General features: G+C 33.6%; 22 protein-coding genes and 1 pseudogene. 2 read left to right on the top strand and 21 right to left on the bottom strand.

The genetic code is table 11. The features are described from left to right. Nucleotides 1–35 precede the first annotated feature (35 nt). The 5 genes from ACH8JV_RS16150 to ACH8JV_RS16130 all read right to left on the bottom strand — a co-directional run bounded on the left by ACH8JV_RS16150 (nt 36) and on the right by ACH8JV_RS16130 (nt 4,532). Nucleotides 36–737: a DUF1003 domain-containing protein gene (locus ACH8JV_RS16150; protein WP_396522445.1), complete on the bottom strand. Its 702-nt coding sequence runs from the start codon at nt 735–737 to the stop codon at nt 36–38. Between the two features lie 80 nt (nt 738–817). Beyond that, nucleotides 818–1,321, bottom strand: a complete 504-nt coding sequence (locus tag ACH8JV_RS16145; protein ID WP_396522443.1) for a DUF2867 domain-containing protein — start codon at nt 1,319–1,321, stop codon at nt 818–820. 528 nt (nt 1,322–1,849) lie between these two features. Further along, complete coding sequence (locus ACH8JV_RS16140) at nt 1,850–2,332, bottom strand: hypothetical protein (RefSeq protein WP_396522441.1); 483 nt, start codon at nt 2,330–2,332, stop codon at nt 1,850–1,852. Between the two features lie 218 nt (nt 2,333–2,550). Next, the gene (locus tag ACH8JV_RS16135; protein WP_396522439.1) at nt 2,551–3,750 is read right to left on the bottom strand and encodes an MFS transporter; all 1,200 of its coding nucleotides are present in this window, start codon (nt 3,748–3,750) and stop codon (nt 2,551–2,553) included. 197 nt (nt 3,751–3,947) lie between these two features. Further along, nucleotides 3,948–4,532, bottom strand: coding sequence for a TetR/AcrR family transcriptional regulator (locus tag ACH8JV_RS16130; RefSeq protein ID WP_396522437.1), 585 nt, complete (start codon nt 4,530–4,532; stop codon nt 3,948–3,950). 316 nt (nt 4,533–4,848) lie between these two features. Here ACH8JV_RS16130 and ACH8JV_RS16125 point away from each other — a divergent pair, with 316 nt between their 5' ends. Further along, complete coding sequence (locus tag ACH8JV_RS16125) at nt 4,849–5,550, top strand: SDR family NAD(P)-dependent oxidoreductase (RefSeq protein WP_396522435.1); 702 nt, start codon at nt 4,849–4,851, stop codon at nt 5,548–5,550. Between the two features lie 72 nt (nt 5,551–5,622). On the opposite strand, the gene ACH8JV_RS16120 is transcribed toward ACH8JV_RS16125, so the two are convergent. The 5 genes from ACH8JV_RS16120 to ACH8JV_RS16100 form a co-directional block, all read right to left on the bottom strand. Beyond that, on the bottom strand, nt 5,623–6,111 hold the full coding sequence (locus ACH8JV_RS16120) for a hypothetical protein (RefSeq protein WP_396522433.1): 489 nt from the start codon (nt 6,109–6,111) through the stop codon (nt 5,623–5,625). Nucleotides 6,112–6,156: 45 nt separating this feature from the next. Next, nucleotides 6,157–6,579: a hypothetical protein gene (locus ACH8JV_RS16115; protein ID WP_396522432.1), complete on the bottom strand. Its 423-nt coding sequence runs from the start codon at nt 6,577–6,579 to the stop codon at nt 6,157–6,159. Then, nucleotides 6,533–6,943, bottom strand: coding sequence for a hypothetical protein (locus ACH8JV_RS16110; RefSeq protein WP_396522430.1), 411 nt, complete (start codon nt 6,941–6,943; stop codon nt 6,533–6,535). Before ACH8JV_RS16110 ends, ACH8JV_RS16115 begins: the two co-directional genes overlap by 47 nt. Before the next feature lie 8 nt (nt 6,944–6,951). Beyond that, the gene (locus ACH8JV_RS16105; protein WP_396522428.1) at nt 6,952–7,440 is read right to left on the bottom strand and encodes a hypothetical protein; all 489 of its coding nucleotides are present in this window, start codon (nt 7,438–7,440) and stop codon (nt 6,952–6,954) included. Nucleotides 7,441–7,513: 73 nt separating this feature from the next. Then, entirely contained in the window at nt 7,514–7,693 is a 180-nt protein-coding gene (locus tag ACH8JV_RS16100) for a hypothetical protein (protein WP_396522426.1), read from the bottom strand. A 224-nt stretch (nt 7,694–7,917) separates the two neighbouring features. Between ACH8JV_RS16100 and ACH8JV_RS16095 the strand changes: the two are divergent. After that, nucleotides 7,918–7,992: pseudogene (locus ACH8JV_RS16095) on the top strand (4Fe-4S dicluster domain-containing protein); the annotation flags it as partial. Nucleotides 7,993–8,125: 133 nt separating this feature from the next. Here the strand turns inward: ACH8JV_RS16095 and ACH8JV_RS16090 are convergent. The 11 genes from ACH8JV_RS16090 to ACH8JV_RS16040 form a co-directional block, all read right to left on the bottom strand. Continuing rightward, entirely contained in the window at nt 8,126–8,569 is a 444-nt protein-coding gene (locus ACH8JV_RS16090; RefSeq protein WP_396522424.1) for a hypothetical protein, read from the bottom strand. Nucleotides 8,570–8,573: 4 nt separating this feature from the next. Next, nucleotides 8,574–8,972 carry a hypothetical protein gene (locus ACH8JV_RS16085; RefSeq protein ID WP_396522422.1) on the bottom strand — a complete coding sequence of 133 codons (399 nt, stop codon included), beginning with the start codon at nt 8,970–8,972 and terminating at the stop codon, nt 8,574–8,576. Nucleotides 8,973–9,221: 249 nt separating this feature from the next. Next, nucleotides 9,222–10,100: a hypothetical protein gene (locus ACH8JV_RS16080; RefSeq protein WP_396522420.1), complete on the bottom strand. Its 879-nt coding sequence runs from the start codon at nt 10,098–10,100 to the stop codon at nt 9,222–9,224. A 292-nt stretch (nt 10,101–10,392) separates the two neighbouring features. Further along, nucleotides 10,393–10,614, bottom strand: coding sequence for a hypothetical protein (locus tag ACH8JV_RS16075; RefSeq protein WP_396522418.1), 222 nt, complete (start codon nt 10,612–10,614; stop codon nt 10,393–10,395). A gap of 123 nt (nt 10,615–10,737) precedes the next feature. Beyond that, entirely contained in the window at nt 10,738–11,094 is a 357-nt protein-coding gene (locus tag ACH8JV_RS16070; RefSeq protein WP_396522416.1) for a hypothetical protein, read from the bottom strand. A 52-nt stretch (nt 11,095–11,146) separates the two neighbouring features. Continuing rightward, complete coding sequence (locus ACH8JV_RS16065) at nt 11,147–11,662, bottom strand: hypothetical protein (RefSeq protein WP_396522414.1); 516 nt, start codon at nt 11,660–11,662, stop codon at nt 11,147–11,149. A 256-nt stretch (nt 11,663–11,918) separates the two neighbouring features. After that, entirely contained in the window at nt 11,919–13,202 is a 1,284-nt protein-coding gene (locus tag ACH8JV_RS16060) for a type VI immunity family protein (protein WP_396522412.1), read from the bottom strand. A 189-nt stretch (nt 13,203–13,391) separates the two neighbouring features. After that, on the bottom strand, nt 13,392–13,667 hold the full coding sequence (locus ACH8JV_RS16055; protein WP_396522410.1) for a hypothetical protein: 276 nt from the start codon (nt 13,665–13,667) through the stop codon (nt 13,392–13,394). 151 nt (nt 13,668–13,818) lie between these two features. Next, on the bottom strand, nt 13,819–14,802 hold the full coding sequence (locus ACH8JV_RS16050) for a PoNe immunity protein domain-containing protein (protein WP_396522408.1): 984 nt from the start codon (nt 14,800–14,802) through the stop codon (nt 13,819–13,821). Nucleotides 14,803–14,816: 14 nt separating this feature from the next. Further along, nucleotides 14,817–16,217, bottom strand: coding sequence for a hypothetical protein (locus ACH8JV_RS16045; protein WP_396522406.1), 1,401 nt, complete (start codon nt 16,215–16,217; stop codon nt 14,817–14,819). Then, on the bottom strand, nt 16,217–17,624 hold a 1,408-nt coding region (locus tag ACH8JV_RS16040), incomplete at its 5' end, for a DUF2345 domain-containing protein (protein ID WP_396522404.1). The genes ACH8JV_RS16040 and ACH8JV_RS16045, both read right to left, overlap by 1 nt.

Below are 17,624 nucleotides of genomic sequence, written 5' to 3'. Positions count from 1 at the left end.
CTCTCATCATGTTCCACGTGAAACTCGGAAAAGCTTTATCGTTTTTTATTCATTTCCGCTAAAAGATCGAGCTGAATTTCTTGAATATGCGCAAGCCTTTCCCACTGATGCGATAAAAGATGGTCCATTTTTTCATGTAAATGGCGAATCTCAAGCTCGGCTTTTAAATTAATTTGATAGTCATGTTGCGAACGTAAGCGGTCTTTGGCTTCTTGACGGTTTTGGCTCATCATAATAATAGGTGCCTGAATTGCCGCTAAGCATGACAGCACTAAATTCAGCAAAATAAAGGGATAAGGGTCGACTGGACGTGTCACCATCACAACGGTATTTAAAATAATCCAAGCTGTTAAGAAAATAGCAAAGCAAATCAGGAAAGCCCAACTACCACCAAATGTCGCGATCTTATCTGCCAATCTTTCCCCAAACGTCCACTTTTGATCGAAGTCAGATTCGGTATTTCGGCTAATCAGCTCGTGGCGTTGCATACTGCCAATCACTTCATTTTCTAAATTAGAAAGTTCGCCCTTTTCGGAACGTAAAAGTGATTGAACGTATTTAATTCGATAATCTGCCAGATCTGCTCGACAAATAAAACTTGAGTAATTCCAATCTGGATGATCTTTTATAATTTCATCGCTAATCACATTCCGAATGACTTCACCCGAAACCAGATCTTTTAACGGGAAATTCTTTCCGCATACGGCGCATTGGCGACACTGGTTTTTATTCTCCATCTTATTCAGCTCGCAATTATAATAATAAGGATATTATATAAATGATTTCAGACGACCACATCGTAAATAAAAATAATGCTTTAACCCAATATTTGTAAAGTTGCTGGCACTATTTTTCGATGTGCAGGAATCACCGGCATCATGTAGAGTCTTCCAAGCCAATTTTTAATATGTACCACTGTAGTTATGGTGAGTACTTGAGTCTTTTCATTCTTATAAACAGATAAAGTCACATTTAAATGCTTGTCATCATCTCCGATGACTAACTCATTTTCGGTACGTTGCCGTAAGGTAAAAATTCCAATTCGGTCGCCTGCGACATACTCATTTTCTTTTTTATTCGAATCAATTTGCTTAAAGCTTCCTAAGTCTTTAAGCCCAATTTTTGAAGTAATTTTATTACGCATATTCATGCTCCACTCTATCCACGCTGGAGTGTGTTGAAATAGCTTAATAAGCTGTTGAAATACATTCAGGTCGGGCTGACCAAGCACAATACTCCACGAGTCGTGGAAGTAAGCATTGTTCAATTGAGATGAGATTTGACTGTCGGTAGGTAGCTCAGAAAGATAAGGCTTATTCATTAAATTATATTCTTGTAAAGTATCTTTTTTATTATAGAGAATTTTTTAGGGTGTCAAGGGAAAACATCTATGGTTTACTTCAACAATTATAACTTTGTAAGTTATAACCTTGTGCCTATAAACTTTTGATCTATAGCGTCCTAAGCCGAATCGAGACCTTTTGGGTGAGTACACACTAACGTTATACGTTTTGGTGCATGCTACTCTTTTCGATCCCTATCACACCCTTGAGATATAGTTTAGCCAGCACCCTGCGGGATTGTTTTTCTAAGAAAAGCGAATTTTTAATATTTTTGGGAATTTTTACTTCATTATACATATTTAAAAGAATTTATTCCCATTTACCCATAATTAGTTATATTTAAATTCCACTTTATTCGTATTTTTCGGTTTATTTTACCAAAACATTAACTGTTTTGAGCAATTAGGCACTCAACTATAAAAAGAGTCTAACGCCAGTGAAGTATGATTTGTCTATGTAGTATCTCTTGCGTTTAGGCCACAAGAGAACTCTACTTTTCATTCTGGCTATTTACACTTATTCGTTATATTAAACTTTGGAGATTCATTGAAACTCACTAAGGTAAAGCTTCTATCGATGAAGTTTTCTGTATCTTCATTAGAAGTATGAAAAATCCACTCTGAAATACCATTACTTTTTAAAATAACCTCAAAGTTAAAATTAACTCCCATATTCTTATCTTGGAAATACACCTCATACTCATTAGGTTTAATTTTCAATATTTTAGTTACTTTATAAAATGGATGATCAGGAGTATCAAATGAGAATTTAATTGACTGTTTCTTTTGATCAAAACTTACAGAATTGATATTAGTTGAATTTTTTCCCCAATTCGCCTCCACAGTACAGTCATAGATCCATTTCTCTGGTTTATCTTTATAAATATAATAATTATTCCTTGCTTGAAACTTTGAAAAAAACTCATTCACAGTATTACCAAAAGAAAGACTAGGAAAAACCAATAAAAAATATAAGAAAATAATCCTCATTTACAAACACCTACACTCACAATATTCTTAACCTTACTTTTAGCTATAGTGAAAAAAGATAAATTTTTCATCCTTTTATTTCCTAAATAAGTATCCCATTTATAGATACCCATATTATTAATAATTTTCATTTTTTATCTTAAGAATTAAATAATCAATGCATCAAACTATAAAAGTAAATTACCCTTCATTTTTTAGTCATGAAGGGCAAAAGTCTTTTATGAAGAAATAAAACCATGTTTACGAGCATGGTAAACAGTAAATAACCCGATCAGGGCAAAAGCCAGCATAAACCACGGAAAAGAAGCTGCCCCAAAACTTTCAAGCAGTCCTCCGCCAATCATTCCACCAAATGCGATAGCAAGGTTAAATACAGTGACCAACATAGACTGCGCTACATCTGCTTCGTGTCCCGCAGTATTTGCCAAAGCTGTTTGTAATAATGTTGGAGCCCCACCAAAAGTGACACCCCATAACACAACACCCACCAGTACAACAAAACTTGAAGAACTATAAACACACAAAAGCGCTGTTGCGATAGCAAAGATAAATAAGCTTAAAAGCGTTATTTTTCTTAATGAACGGTCGATAAACATGCCTGTAATGAGAATGCCGACAATTGAAGAAATGCCGAATATAAACAGGATAGTCTCAACGTTGTATGTCAGCCCTGTCGAGGCCAAAAAAGGTGAAATATAAGTATAGAGAATGCTATGCGCCAATATCCAAAGGAAGACGACTGCTAAAACAGCTCTAATGCCCGGTATTAAAAGAACTTTTAAAATGGGTAATCTTTTATGTGCTGACTGCCCTGCAAAATCAGGAATACTAAAACGAATCCAGACAAATAAAATCAATGCCAATAAAGACATGATCCAAAACACGCCACGCCACTCAAACAATGTTCCCAACCATGCACCCAAAGGCACCCCTATTGATAAAGCTATCGGTTGCCCAACCCCAGCAATTGCTAAAGCTCGTCCTTGATACGATGCAGAGACCATGCGTCTTACATAACCTGCTAAAAGCCCCCAAATAACACCCGCTGCCATCCCTGCAATAAAACGAGCAATCAAAGTCAGAGTATAGTCATTTGATAAGGCAGTAATCGCGTTAAATACAAGTAACCCTGCAATAGCACTGAGTAATAAGGGTCTCCGATTCCAACTACGCGTAAGGCTAATCAGCGGTATTGCCGCTAAAACAGAACCTAAGGCATACACTGCTATAAGCTGCCCTGCATAAGCTTCTGAAATATGTAAGCCTTGACTGATTTGAGGCAAAAGCCCTGCTGGCATGGTTTCTGTCATAATGGTCAGAAAGCCTGCAACTGTAAAAGCCAACAGTTTCCAAATTGGTAATTGAGTAGAGAATTCATCAGTTAACTGATGAGATGTTTCATTACTCTTAGTATTCATAAAGATTTACTCTCAAATTCTTTTAAAGCGTACTTACTCTGCTCTGCATCGCTATATGCTTGTTTTATAAGGCTAGGATGGAAAGGCATTTGTTCTCCATGTGAACTAAAATCATTATTTTGGAATGATCATTCCAATTTAGGTTAAATAAAAACCTTAACTATTCAGCTCAACCATAGTTAAGGTTTAAATGAGTTTTATAAAACGTTTAAAGCAACCTCGATTACATCCATTAAACATTGCTTTCTTTGTTCAAGTGGACTGCCTTTCCCTAAAACACGTAAACCTTGCATGGTGTTTAGAAAGAATCTTGCCAACGCACGTGGGTTTTGGGTAGAAGCAATTTCACCAGATTGTTGAGCTTTAATTAACAAACTCTCTAAAGCATGTTGAAGTTTCTGTAAATTACTTGCAACGAATTGAGAGACATCTTCATCATGCCCAGCCAGTTCCAAACAAGCATTTGCAACGAGACAGCCTTTGTGTTCTGAATCATTCAGCTCATCTTCAACCACATTTATCAGTAATTGCCGAATAAGTACTTTCGGTGAACCTGAGCCAGACAACAGCTTCACATTGTTAAGTGTGGTTAAAAGCTCATAACGCTGTAACGCTTTTTGATAAAGACCCTGTTTGTTTTGAAAGGTACTGTAAAGGCTACTTCTAGATAGTCCCGTACCGTCAACCAAGTCTTGAACTGAAGTTGCAGCATAACCACGACGCCAAAAAACCTGCATTGCAGCATCAGCAATTTCATCAGTTTCAAATTCTTTGGTTCGCATAAACACACTTAACAGGAACGATCGTTCCAATTAATTTAAGATAGACTAATAGAGAAGTCAAACTAAAAAATTATTTCATGGGTAAACAATTCTTCAATTTGAAAATGACGACTCTATATTTTTTATAAAATTAAAAATATTTAATAAAAGCTACGCCATCTGGACTATTCAAACCAAACTGATTGATGAGTGTTTTTCATATTTTTGTCTTGTTCTTTCTGCATTATTTTTAGATTTAATTTTTTCGCTTGAATACATTATAAAAACATATTATAAAATATTTCTAACCAAATGATTGGTTTTTTGGAACTTTATAATGAACAACAATATTATAATTTTTGGTTATGGAACAGGTATTTCCAAAGCCGTAGCACATAAGTTTGGTAAAGAAGGCTATAAAATCGGTTTAGTGGCACGTAATGCTGAAAAACTCGAAAAAGCCATTTTAGAACTTCAAGCACAAGGTATTGAAGCTTACGCTTTTACATGTGATTTAGCAGTTCTTGAAGATATACCAAACCTAATTAAACGCATTAAAGATCAATTAGGAGAGATTAAAAATATTCATTGGAACGCTTTCCATGATATTGAAGGCAATATCTTAAAAACCCCTCCACTAGAGCTTACCAAAAGTTTTCATATTCGTGTTTCAAGCTATATTGCGACGGTACAAGCTTGCCTACGTGATTTGGAAAAGAACCACGGTAGCATTTTATCGACAAATGGAATTTTTGCTTTCGATGCAGTGGGCATCGACTTGGTTGCCAAAGAGTACTCATCGTTAGCAACCACCGCTGCCGCTCAATATAAAGCCACCAATTTGCTTGCCCATAGTCTTGCTGACTCAAATGTTTATGTGAGCCAAGTGATTGTAAATGGCTTTGTAGATGGAACTCCTGAAGCGAAGGATAAAACCTACGCGGTACACCCTGAAACAGTTGCGGATCAGTTCTGGTACTTACACCAGCATAAACAAGAAACTGTTTCTCTTTGTGGTGAAGCCATTCAAGCTGCTTAAAATATTTCGTATGAAAGAAGAAGCGTAATCCATTACGCTTTTCTTAACTTTTTAAATTTATGTTTGTATATTTCAGAATTCTTTAATTTTTTCATACTCTGAAGAATCAATTTTATATTTTTTAAATAAAATAGAACGTACAGAATCATTTATTTCTTCATCATGCTTAATAATTAAATAAATATCTTTTTTAGTCAGAGGAACTTCTGTTAGTAAATCAGGCAAGTCCTTCGACCTTATACCACTGACTTCACTAGGTTGTTTTAAGATATCTGGGTCTTGTTCTTCGAATTTAAAATCTACACCTTGTAAATTGAAATAAACCATAACCCTTCTGTTCAAAGAGTCACTATCATCATATAAAACAGTACCTTCTGGTAAAATATAATATTCTGGCAAAGTGCTATTTTTCGAATATTTACCTTCAAACGAATATATCTTTAAAGGTTTTTCTAAAACATGAATTTCGGGTGTTTTTGTACGGTTCCAGAAGTAATAATTTAATAAAGACTGTATGATGAAAATTGAAATTAGTACGGTAATTAATAAATTCTTTTTCATACTTATCTCTTATTTAAACCAAATAAAATCATATAGTTAAATATCTTATTCATTTACAATGAATTCATAGGTCTTATCTAACTTCCCATCCCCACTAGCATAAAAACCCGCATATATATGAATCGTAAAAGTTCCCTTATATTTTGGAACTCCAGAAATTTTTAAATTATTATAAGCATCCGCTTCATTTTCATCTATTGGGCTAATAGAGATATTCATATCACTAGGGAAATTAGTTTCAACTTCAAAAGAATATGGTATCACTCTACCACCTGATATGTTTAATTGCTGATTATATACCTTACCTATATAGGCTACTGGAAGCCTTTTAGGCTCAATTGTATATTCGTGACCACACCCTGTCATAACTAACAATAGCACACCCAAAGTTACTAATTTAAGTTTCAGATTTTTAAACAAGTTATTTTTCTTCCCATACAATTGGAAATTTTTCTGATTTATAAACATTACCAATCATTGCAGAGAAAATGGCTTGGCATTCTAAATTGATTTTTTTAACTGAACTGATATCTATAGGTTCACAGCTTCTATTATCATTATTTGAGCAGAACTTCACAGATACCTCAATTTGGTTATTCTCAAATCTATCAATATCCGCATCTAATGTTTGCTGATGATCAATCATATTTTCACAAATAAACTTTTTTGATGATGATTCTTTTATTTTATTTAAAACTTCCTTATCTTCAATTTTCATAGCAAAGTTTAATTTTTCATTACTTTTCCTAGTATGTTCTATTGTGAAATTTGAAATTTTTTCACTACATCCACTTAAAAAAATTAGCCCTAATAGATAAAGAATTTTTTTCATTTAAAACTCTATTGGAAATTGGATTTTCTTATAGATTCTTTTGATATCAGAATATTATCTACCATAACTTTACTGCTTTGTAATAAGCCACTAAAAACTACTCTACAAGACATATTACCAGTTAGTAATTTTTCTAACTGGTTCTTATCGATACATACATTCATGGATTCATCTTCGCAAACTTTGAAGTATCCAGATGAAGTATATTTTCCATTTTTTAACTTTTCTCCCTCAACTGAAATAGCTCCTGTCACAAAGTAACTTTTAATATTATCGCACTTAAAATGTGAATATTTATAATTATTCTCTTGATAAATCTTATTTAAATTATCATTTGTTTCTAAATTAAATTTAAAAGTATCACCACTCATACCATCCAGATGTGAGTACGTTAAATTCTTAAGGGTTATATTCTTAAAAATTTCTTTATCATTTTTGGCTAAAGGATTACAACCTAACAATGGTAGAGTCGATAAAATTATTAAAAAAGTTCTCATAAATTATTTATCAATCTGTAAAAAATTTTATTTAGAATTAACCTTATCAGTATATTCCTTTGCAAATTTACCATCACCACCACATATTACACCAGCTTTCCATTTCCCACCAAGTAGTAATACCTACAACTTCCTGACTAGGATCTTTTAATTGGAAAGCTTTATTTTCAGACTCTCTTAAGCTCGCTAATGTGATCCAATCAATTGGTGGAATTTTAGGTAATTCACCATCATAAAATTTTTTTACACGCACATATCCACCTTTAGCCGGCTTTATTTCCAATTCACCTATTCTAGTCACTCCCGTTTCCCATAATTGCTTAACTACAAGCTTATAATTATTAGGACTGAGATTAATAAGACAAAAAAGTAGACTGCCAGACCACATAATGAAGCAAAGTCTTGATTTAGTAAAGGTTCGTTCAAACGAGCTTATAAACCAGCTTCAATTTGTAGTTTTGAAAATGGGTCTTTCACTTCCAGATTAACGCAGCGAACTGTGTTCACTGTAAGACTTGTGATATTAAAGCCCCATCTCAAAACATAACATGAATAACACCTGAAGGCGGCGGTGATCCAAACTACCCGGACATGTAAATAAATAATCCTGCTTTGGTGGGTTGATTACATTTCTAGTTCTCAACTTAATAAATTACAGATCAAATTTAGCACCAAAAACTTGATTTTATTCAAAATTAGCATTCGTCAACTTTGCTTTATTTGATTGATAAGCATCATTTGAGTAATTTTTTCTTAATTCAATTCTGCATTCAGTATCAATTTTTTCTTTTTTAATATCGACTGAACAATCATCATTTTTACATATTTCGACATGTGCCATATATTTATATAATTGATTATTAATTTCTTCTGAATCTAAGTCTACTCCACCTCTTACCATAAACTGATTTTCCAAACAATTTAGCTTAGAAATAGGAAATGCATTTTTTTTAGAAATTTCTTTTAAAGAAGAAGAGCTTGTAACAAAACCTTGGTATGTTTTTTCTCCACTATACATAGATTGGAAATATTTAAATTTTCCAAAATTAATATCGGTAGATTGAGAATCTATGTTTTTAGAAGTACAACCAGATAATAAAAATATCCATATACATGATAAAAATTTCATTTTACTAGAACCTTTTTAATTCGGCTTGCAATATTTGCTCTGGTGATTTAGATATACTAGGTATTGTTTCACGCATCATTTTGCTAAACCAAGCATAACTAAATTTAGTTTCATGAAATGTATTGCTGTGTTCTTTTGGATAACTATCCCATTGCCCTCCAGCATCAGCAATTGCATCATCTGTTGTATAACTAGTAGGGCTAGGATGATACAAGTAACCTCTTAATCTTATTACAGAATCAGTTGGATTTGGTAAACGACTTGGACTTATATGCTCACTCTCACTCCATTGATTTATCTCTAATCTAGGATCCAAACTTAATGCAATTTGGACAAAGCTTTTCCATTCGTATTGTAAAGGTATATTTTCAACATTTAATTGCTTCGTTATAATACTTTTCATTTAAACTCTCCTTCTTCCAACAACTTCACTAGGTTTTATATACCTTAGTATTAACTATTCTTCTTCAGAAAATCATTTACCTCCAATAATCAGTATTTTTTATTAAATTTATTTTTTAATTGCTCTACCACACTCAACTTTTAATTCATAAACTTTACCTGATCTTTCCCCCATTCATTTATAGCAAAATAAGCTAAAATCATAGCGATTAATAAAAAAAGGAGCATAATTTATTACGCTCCTTAGAGTTTATTTCACATAAAGCCAAATATCTGGATCTATATAGCTCTCATCTATATGATAACCCTCTTTTTCCATATTATTTTCTTCAGTTTTACGGGCTTTCTTATTATTGGCAACTTCAGCTTCAAATGCTTGCTTTAACTGCTCTGAATTCATCTTATCTGAATCAGAGATAGCATTTCGGCCTGCATACTTAAAGTTCTCAAAGCTATACCTCACCATATACTGTTCTTTTTTATCATCTTTATAGGTCTGTCGAAGACTAATACCCAACTCTACATCCCCATTATATAAGTTAAATACCAACCTATTTGTTTTCGAAAGAACATCCTGCCATTCTTTAAAACTTAAGATATAAGTTGGATCTATAACCTCACCCATAGTTTCATTCATATGCTTTACATTATCTTGTTTATCAATTCGAGCACTAAAAGGTAAAAAATACTGCTTCCATTGTTTATCATTAATCTGATGCACTAATTGAGTATAAGCAGTATAGGCTTCTTGGCTCGTGGTATATTCATTTGGATGCAAGCTAGCATTAATGTCCATGATTTGAATACCATCATTGCTTCGTCGAGCTACTTGTGTACCTAGTATACTGATCACATTTTCTATTTCTAAATTACTCTTTTCACTAAACACGCGTACTCGACCTAATTTTGGTGGAGTCCAATCTAGTGATAAAAAATTCATCCCTGCAGGCTGACGATCAACTGGTGTAGTACTATTTTTACTAAAATCCTGCATGCCTTGTTCACCAAAATGAAGGGCTATTACATCTTGATTTTGGTTCATCGACTGATTTCCTGGCTTACAAGAAGTTAAAATGATGCATACAATGATGCAAATAAAGATAAATAGTTTTTCAGCCTTGTCTCGCATCACACCGTCCCTTCATTACGACTCGAATGTATTTTAAAATCGGCTTTACTATTTCCCCATTGAGAAATGGTTTTCAATTCTTATTGTAAAAATAGACGACCTTTTTCATCAAGCATTAAACGGTGATATTTTTCAGCTGCTTTACCAATCCATTAATTACCTAGCTGCTTTGTAGGGCACTGATTTGCCTGTGGTGTCATAATTAAATGATTAGGCTATCTATAAAAATAAATGCCCCAAAGGGTGTTATAGAGACTGAGCGAAATTAAAAAATATTTATACATCTATTTTATTATTTTACAATAATCAATTTATAATTCTCATTTAGCTCATCATTATAATTGCCTCGATCATAAAATCCTGTTGAAATATTTATTGTATATTCATCTTTATATTTTGGAATACTTTTAATTAGAAACTCATTAAAACCGCTAGCTTCATTATTTGGTTGAATTTTTAATCTTAAATCATCTGGATTGTTAGTATCTATTTCAAAGTACTTTTCTACTAACAATTTTTATATTCTGGATATATACCTTATTAACATGAGGTACAGCAAAAGCTTCTTTTTTTATACATCATAGTTACTACAACCATTAAGAGCCATTATCAATAGAATATATCGAAATATGTCTTTTTATTCTTTAACTACAAATTCATAGGTTTTATTTAACTTATCATCGCCTCGCCCATAAAAATGTGTATTAATTACAATTTCATATTTCCCTTTATATTTTGGAATTCCATCAATTTTTAAATGATTGTATCCATCTATATCATCTACAGGAGTAATTTTAATCTCCTGATCCTCTGGAATATTGGAATTTAATTTAAAATGTTGTTCAGAAACTTTCCCTCCTGTAATTTTAATAAACTGTGTATATGACTTTCCAACGTGAGCTACTGGAAGCTCATGCGGTTCAACCCTGTAATCTCTACTACACCCTAAAAAACTTGTCATTAAAAATAATATTATTAAGTTTTTAAAGTTCATGTTTATTTCTCTGGATTTCAGGCATAATTATAGCTACCCCATTCTAAATATTTTAAAAAATTTTCCACCATTGCTTATTTTTTCTCTGCTCTTCCGCGTCTTTTATAGCTTTATTAATATCTGCCCCTATTTTATCTTTATTATTATCCCATATCTTACTTAATACCTGGTCAATATCTTCTCTGCTCCATAAATAAAATAAGCCACTACTTGCACCCATTGCCTCTATAATTTTTTCATGAATCCTCTGATTATCATAACCTTTTATTTTTTCATTAAACATATCTATAACCAAATCATTAATATTTGGCTTTAGATTATTATAAAAATCTATTGTCGTATGATCTTCTAAATTATCATCTTGTATAACCCATTTAGGTAGTGGCAAATAAAGATCAGCAATAATAATTTCTATTCGTATAATATTTTTATAATATATAGTCCGTTGTTTACCATTAAATCGAACTGCTATTATTTTTTCTTCATCCCAAGATAGTTCTTTCGTTAAATATGGAGAAGATTTTTCTTCTTTATGATTACTTTCTTGTTTAAAAAAATTAAATAGCATTGTTTTGCCTCTTCTTAAAATACAGTCAAAGCAGTAAATGCTTCTAATTCTTTATCGAATGCATCTACCAATTGATATGCAGCAATCCCCCAATTGCACCGCCAATGAGGATACCAATACCAGAATATATAGGTGATCCTAGACCACAAATTCCTCCTGCTATTGTTTAACCCAATACTAAAACACCTCATTGCATACATGAAAAAGCCTCTCAGCTAGATAGGCTCCATATTAATAAATTAAATAGATAAAAATATTATTCATTTTCTATATCTAAATACCAAATGGTTTCGCCCCAAGAATTATCTTCAATCTCTGGCATGATTTCGCCCTCTGTAAAGTAGCGCATTTCCATATTATTTGCGGGACTATACCACTCGCATGTTTGCGGACAAATTTCACCACCCATTACCTTAATGGTATTTTGCTCTAACTGTACTGCATGAATCTTATTGACTCGTTTTCCTTCAGGCCAATGACTATCTTTATCAAAGCGAGCAATCCATTGTGGAGAGTTTTCTATATCAAATCTTGAGTTTGGATCATCATCCCATGCATCTAAAGTCGTTAATTTTAAATCATTGCAACGAATTGGCTTAATAAGCTCATTTGCCATCACCAATAAATCAGGAATACCTTCCTCTACTGGATAAAGTGATAATTCTCCAAGTCGAATCCATAGACTGAATTTTTCAGGATCTGTTGGATCTAATAATTTAGTAATCTCGATTCTTGGATCATTAAGTTTTAAACGAATTTGCTCCTCGCTTAACCCTAACTTTTCTATCCAATAAGGGGAAAGTAAAAAACACCATGTTGGAGTTCGTAATCCAGCTTCAAGAACAGGTAAATACTCAAAACCATCTTCATCATAATGAGAATGAAATGCCATCGCAGCTGGATGATCAATATCTAATCCATAAAAGTAATCGGTAAATATTCTTTCTGCTGTTTCAAACTCTGGAGAAATTGATGATAGTTGTGTGCTATTTCCAATTTCATATCCACTATATGATTGAATTGGATTAAATTCTTTCAAGCATCTTTCAACAAATTCTTTCCACTTATTTTTATTATTTTTATACCATTTACTGCTAAATGTAATCTTTAAATAAGAGTAGGCGCTAGCTTGGGATAACATCGCTGAGTATGCCCATTGTGCACTTTGTAGATTTGAGTCAGCACTTGATGCCCCGATAAAATAAAATAAATCTGACTCTAAGGCTTTAGTCACGTCAGTGATGATATCTTTCTTATTTGGTTTCTTTTTAACAATTTTCTTCCAATGGCTATCTTCATTTCGATAGAATAAGTTTAATGGTTTATCGATTATTTCTTCTTCAAAAACATTACAAATAGATAAAATTTTATCTGCAATTAAAAGCACCTCATCATCACTATTTAAAATATAGAATGTTATAAATGGGCAAATGCCAAATTCTTCCCCTTCATAACCATACATATAATCACTATTCTGACTAAATTCAGATAAAAAACTTGTAATTTCATTTTCAGATAAAAATAACTCCGACGTACTCATTTTTTCCCAGTACCTCCTTTATTTTTACTTTGTGCTGGTTTCTTCTCTTCTAACATTCCAGCATCCTCAGGGTATCGGAACAATGATAGTTTAAACCCTTCATTGGCAGTAACTTTACTAGTAAATTTGGCTTTTGCGCATTGTAGCTTAAAGTCATTATATGCTTGGAATTGACTATCTTTAATCACATCATTTTTGAAATTTAATTTCAACCAACGCAAAAATATTAGTTAAAGTTAAAGGTTCACCTCGATATTCAGGAATAATAATATCTGCACCAATTACACCTTTACCTTTATAAGGCATCGGCCAAAACGAATTTAGTTCTGAACCCACCCTTTTAATACGTGTCTGCCCCGCTAAATAGGGGGCTAAATACTTCTTAGATTTTATATCATACCCAAAACATACTTCTGGTTTTAAAGGACTACGCCATTTTAGAAGTTCATATAAGCTACTGAGCATACTTAATAATGTATATATTAAGTATGTGAATCAACTTATCGAATTAAATAAAGATCTAGGAGAGGTTATGAAAGTTAATTAAGTATTACCATTTTAATAAAATAATAAGAAGTATATATTGCAGATATACTTCTTCACTCAAATACCTATATTATTCTTGACTAGCAAACTGCCAAAAGACTTCTCCCCAGTCTTGATCTTTAATTTCCGGAAGAATTTCTCCGGCCTCAAAATATTTTCGAGAATTATCACTAACTACTGTAAACCAAAAACCCGATATTGGAGCCTTCTCACCTGCTTTAATAGCTATTCTATTATATTTACTCAATAATTTTTCCTCTCCCTTAGTTGGTTTAAATGAATGAAAGAAAGAAATTAAATCTTTAGGATAATAAAGATACTCGTGTAATTCTTTATCATCATCTATTTCCAATAAAATAACGGCACAAGCAGCCTCAAAAGACCAATATCCATAATATCCGTCATCAGATTTATGAGTATCATACCAAGGTGCACCTGCTAAATCTTTGTACCATTTCTTTAAAAATTTATGCAAATGCTTTAGAGAAAGCTTATTATCTTGGCTTACAAAAGCATTTGAAAGCTCAAAATAAGGCTGTGGAAAAAGAACATCAGAACAGTCAAAACGATTATCATCAGAAAAAGCTAAAAACTCTTCAACTATCCAGTCCTTACCTCCATTTTCTTGAGTCTCTCCATCTACTAATTTGGCAACACTCATCAATAAGTCATTTCTCTTTAATAAATAACAAAGACTAATTAACCAAATATATAAGCAATAATCATCTATTAATTCTAAATCAAAGGTACTAAAATTAGGATCTTTATAATAAGCTCTTTGTTTTTCAGATAAAATATTAAATAGGTTTATAACACTTTCAAAATCTATACGTAAGTGATCTATAGATTTTCCTGCAGTATAGTCTAGCATGAATAGATCAAATTGGTATCTTGCCGCTATAGAATAAGAATCAATCCATCCCGCTTCGATATCTTCATCACTATTAGATTCACTTAAAAAATCTTGAATAGCATTTATTAAAGCAGCTCTGGTAGAAACATAATACTTTTCATCCAAAAATTGTTGTCTTCGATTAAATTTATAATCTAGCATGCTATTGCTTCCACTTACCTGTTATTAACCACTACACTAATTTCTTTATCAGTCCATATTCTCGTTGCATGATGTGAAGAATGATCTTTATCACTTACTTGTTGCTTTGCTAAAAATTTTAATAAAGCAGCCGCATGTTCAACAACTTGAAGTCCACTAAAGAAAATAACATATCGTTCATATCTTCGCTTTTTAAGTATAATTGGAGCTAATTGAATTCCTACAGCTTTTACAAGACGGTTAGTTATCCAATGATGGCTCATTTGTACAACTTTACCCTTAGAATCTCTATATTTTTCACCACCTAAAGTTAAATTTTTATTATTTGAACTATTTCCAGTACGTGTCCTTGAGCGTCTTCCAGACTTTTGTTGTTGTTGGGGTATCGATTTATCTATACCATTTTTATCATTTGCGTCCCCTAACAACTCTTTCAGTGAGGATGCTGGATTTTGACTACATTTTGCCTCTACTATTACATAAGGTTTTGCATCATTAGCACTTTTCTTCCATACTCCATCGATTCCTCGACCACGACTTTTCGTAGAAAAAAGATTAACCATTTCACCCTTATCGTTTAATTTATTAGGGTTATTCGTTCCTAATTTATCATGGGCTGACTTTCCCCACCCCTTAACTTCTTGACAATAATAATCTGCCATATGCTCCCCTAATATGCCTTTATATTTATTTGATAAATTAGTTATAGTTGTTTGAGCTATAGATAAATTATTTGAACTTTTTGTTTTACCTTGATTTGTATTATGAGTATTATGCCCCCCATTTGATGGTGACTTAGGTTTTGTTGTCTGTGTTTTTGACTTTTTACTCGCATCAGCCGAGGTCTTTCTACTTTTTATAAGCCATCCATCAACCTCTTTTTTAAATTCTTGTAGTTGTTTTCCCAAATTATTTCTAATTTGATCAACATTTTTACGAGCAGAAGGACTTAACTGGTTAAGCACTTTTTGGTTTGTTAAAATTTTATCTAAATTTTTTTGTAAAGCATTTAAATCTAGGCACTTTCTAATTAATTGTTCTGGATCGCCTTTTCCAAATTTCCGAATACCATCTAAAATACTATCTATTGGTAACGCACCCTTTTTAACACTTTTAAGAGACATTTTGACAGCATCGCCACCACCAGGAACGAGTCCAATTAAAGCTGTGATCAGATCAAACCAACCTGCAGGACTAGAAGGATTTGCTGTTAAAATAATTATTGCTTTAATAATATCTCTAGCATCTACTAATTGCCCTAATACAGGTACACAACCAATAACGGTTTCAGCAATAATTGCCCAACCTCCAGTGCTCTCACCTTTAAGAAAAGTCACAGTATCGTTCTTTAAACTTTCTAACCAACCACTTGGGACTGAATCAGCTGAACGTTTATATTTAGCGATCGAAGCCACTAGTTAGCCCCTTTTTGCAAATCAGATGTTAATTTTTTATAACTATCTTCATCTAACAATGACCACAAATCATCTTCTGAATAGTCATCTTCAATTACAGCATCTAAATCATCAGGCTCATCTTTAATAAACTCAGAAGGATCTTCACCATAATAGATTTCTGATTTACCCGAAGGGACATTTTCTAATCTTGCATATCCCTTATCATTCAAAACACCCTCTCGATAACTACCATCTTCAAAAAAAACTTTAAATGGAGCACCTTTGACTGGAGATAGATCATCATAATGGTAATTAAGCTCCATCCAATTATTTAACTCTCCTAATATCGGAAGACCTACATTTTTATTGTTTACACTCCCGCCCCCCATAAACTTATGCTGCCCAGCCTTCACCTCAAACTTACCGCCTGTGGTCATAAAAATACCCGAACCAGTAATTCTGACTTGAGAGCCGCCTGCGGTGAGCACAATTTCCTTGGATGCGGTCGCTTCGATTTTGTCTTCGGTAGAAATCACCTGAACAGCTTTACGGGCAATTAAATCTGCTCCATCGCCTTGCGCTTGTATCTCGACTTTACCTTTGCCTGCATAGAGTCTTGCCCCTTCTTGCGCTGCAAAAAGGCTAATTTTATTTTGGGCATGTGCAATCAGGTTCTTTTGGGTAGATAGGTTGATGCTGTCGCCCGCAGTTTGGTTGAGCTGCCCATCTGCACTTAAGTGAATGTCTTCATTACTCGCGACCGCAATACTATTTGGGCTTGCCAGTAGCATGATCGCCTCTTTGAAAGTTTTGGCTTTTGCGTTGTCTTGCTGCTCAAGTTTTTCAATAAACGATTTTAGGTTTTCTAAATGTTCTAACGGGTCAGTTTGCTGATTTTTAGCAACTTCACTAAGTGCCTTGGCATTGCTAAGGCCGCCTTCGATTTGTTGTTTGGCCTCAGCCGCGTCTAGGTGTACACCTTGAGCTTGGTCTTGTTTATGGGTACTAATAAGTAAGCCACTGCCAGCTCTTACCGCACCCCACTGGTCAGTTCTGAGTTCAAAGCCTTCTCCACGACCGTCGCTTTCCGCCTTGTCTTTTGGATGGCTTAAGTTACCCAAGTTGAGCTGACTGGCCGCATGACTGCTTTGTAGCTGGGCACTGATTTGCCCTGTGGTGTCATCAAAACGTAGCTGGTTAAAGCCTTTGCCATCGACTTCTTCAGAGCGGATGCCGCTGAGCTTTTTAGTGTCAGGTAGTTGGCCTTTCTGGTCGAACTGGGTTGGGTGGCGTTCAGTTTCGTGAATACGTCCCACCACAAATGGACGGTCAATGTTGCCGTCAAAGAAGTCAATCACCACGATCTCGCCCACGCGAGGCAAGAAGCGTGCTCCATAACCTGCACCCGCCCACGGGGTCAGCACA

This window comes from Acinetobacter sp. ABJ_C5_2, assembly GCF_044538485.1.
In the GTDB taxonomy this organism is placed as follows: domain Bacteria; phylum Pseudomonadota; class Gammaproteobacteria; order Pseudomonadales; family Moraxellaceae; genus Acinetobacter; species Acinetobacter nosocomialis_A.
Note: the sequence above shows the minus strand (reverse complement) of the source record. Positions and strands in the feature narration are given on the sequence as shown.

Excerpts from the sequence above, each read along its gene's own strand:
- ACH8JV_RS16140 (WP_396522441.1), bottom strand. The coding sequence starts at position 2,332 with ATGAGGATTATTTTCTTATATTTTTTATTGGTTTTTCCTAGTCTTTCT.
- ACH8JV_RS16145 (WP_396522443.1), bottom strand. The coding sequence starts at position 1,321 with ATGAATAAGCCTTATCTTTCTGAGCTACCTACCGACAGTCAAATCTCA.
- ACH8JV_RS16105 (WP_396522428.1), bottom strand. The coding sequence starts at position 7,440 with ATGAGAACTTTTTTAATAATTTTATCGACTCTACCATTGTTAGGTTGT.
- ACH8JV_RS16130 (WP_396522437.1), bottom strand. The coding sequence starts at position 4,532 with ATGCGAACCAAAGAATTTGAAACTGATGAAATTGCTGATGCTGCAATG.
- ACH8JV_RS16135 (WP_396522439.1), bottom strand. The coding sequence starts at position 3,750 with ATGAATACTAAGAGTAATGAAACATCTCATCAGTTAACTGATGAATTC.
- ACH8JV_RS16070 (WP_396522416.1), bottom strand. The coding sequence starts at position 11,094 with ATGAACTTTAAAAACTTAATAATATTATTTTTAATGACAAGTTTTTTA.
- ACH8JV_RS16050 (WP_396522408.1), bottom strand. The coding sequence starts at position 14,802 with ATGCTAGATTATAAATTTAATCGAAGACAACAATTTTTGGATGAAAAG.
- ACH8JV_RS16120 (WP_396522433.1), bottom strand. The coding sequence starts at position 6,111 with ATGAAAAAGAATTTATTAATTACCGTACTAATTTCAATTTTCATCATA.
- ACH8JV_RS16115 (WP_396522432.1), bottom strand. The coding sequence starts at position 6,579 with ATGTTTATAAATCAGAAAAATTTCCAATTGTATGGGAAGAAAAATAAC.
- ACH8JV_RS16085 (WP_396522422.1), bottom strand. The coding sequence starts at position 8,972 with ATGAAAAGTATTATAACGAAGCAATTAAATGTTGAAAATATACCTTTA.
- ACH8JV_RS16110 (WP_396522430.1), bottom strand. The coding sequence starts at position 6,943 with ATGAAAAAAATTCTTTATCTATTAGGGCTAATTTTTTTAAGTGGATGT.
- ACH8JV_RS16060 (WP_396522412.1), bottom strand. The coding sequence starts at position 13,202 with ATGAGTACGTCGGAGTTATTTTTATCTGAAAATGAAATTACAAGTTTT.
- ACH8JV_RS16080 (WP_396522420.1), bottom strand. The coding sequence starts at position 10,100 with ATGCGAGACAAGGCTGAAAAACTATTTATCTTTATTTGCATCATTGTA.
- ACH8JV_RS16125 (WP_396522435.1), top strand. The coding sequence starts at position 4,849 with ATGAACAACAATATTATAATTTTTGGTTATGGAACAGGTATTTCCAAA.
- ACH8JV_RS16090 (WP_396522424.1), bottom strand. The coding sequence starts at position 8,569 with ATGAAATTTTTATCATGTATATGGATATTTTTATTATCTGGTTGTACT.
- ACH8JV_RS16055 (WP_396522410.1), bottom strand. The coding sequence starts at position 13,667 with ATGCTCAGTAGCTTATATGAACTTCTAAAATGGCGTAGTCCTTTAAAA.
- ACH8JV_RS16150 (WP_396522445.1), bottom strand. The coding sequence starts at position 737 with ATGGAGAATAAAAACCAGTGTCGCCAATGCGCCGTATGCGGAAAGAAT.
- ACH8JV_RS16065 (WP_396522414.1), bottom strand. The coding sequence starts at position 11,662 with ATGCTATTTAATTTTTTTAAACAAGAAAGTAATCATAAAGAAGAAAAA.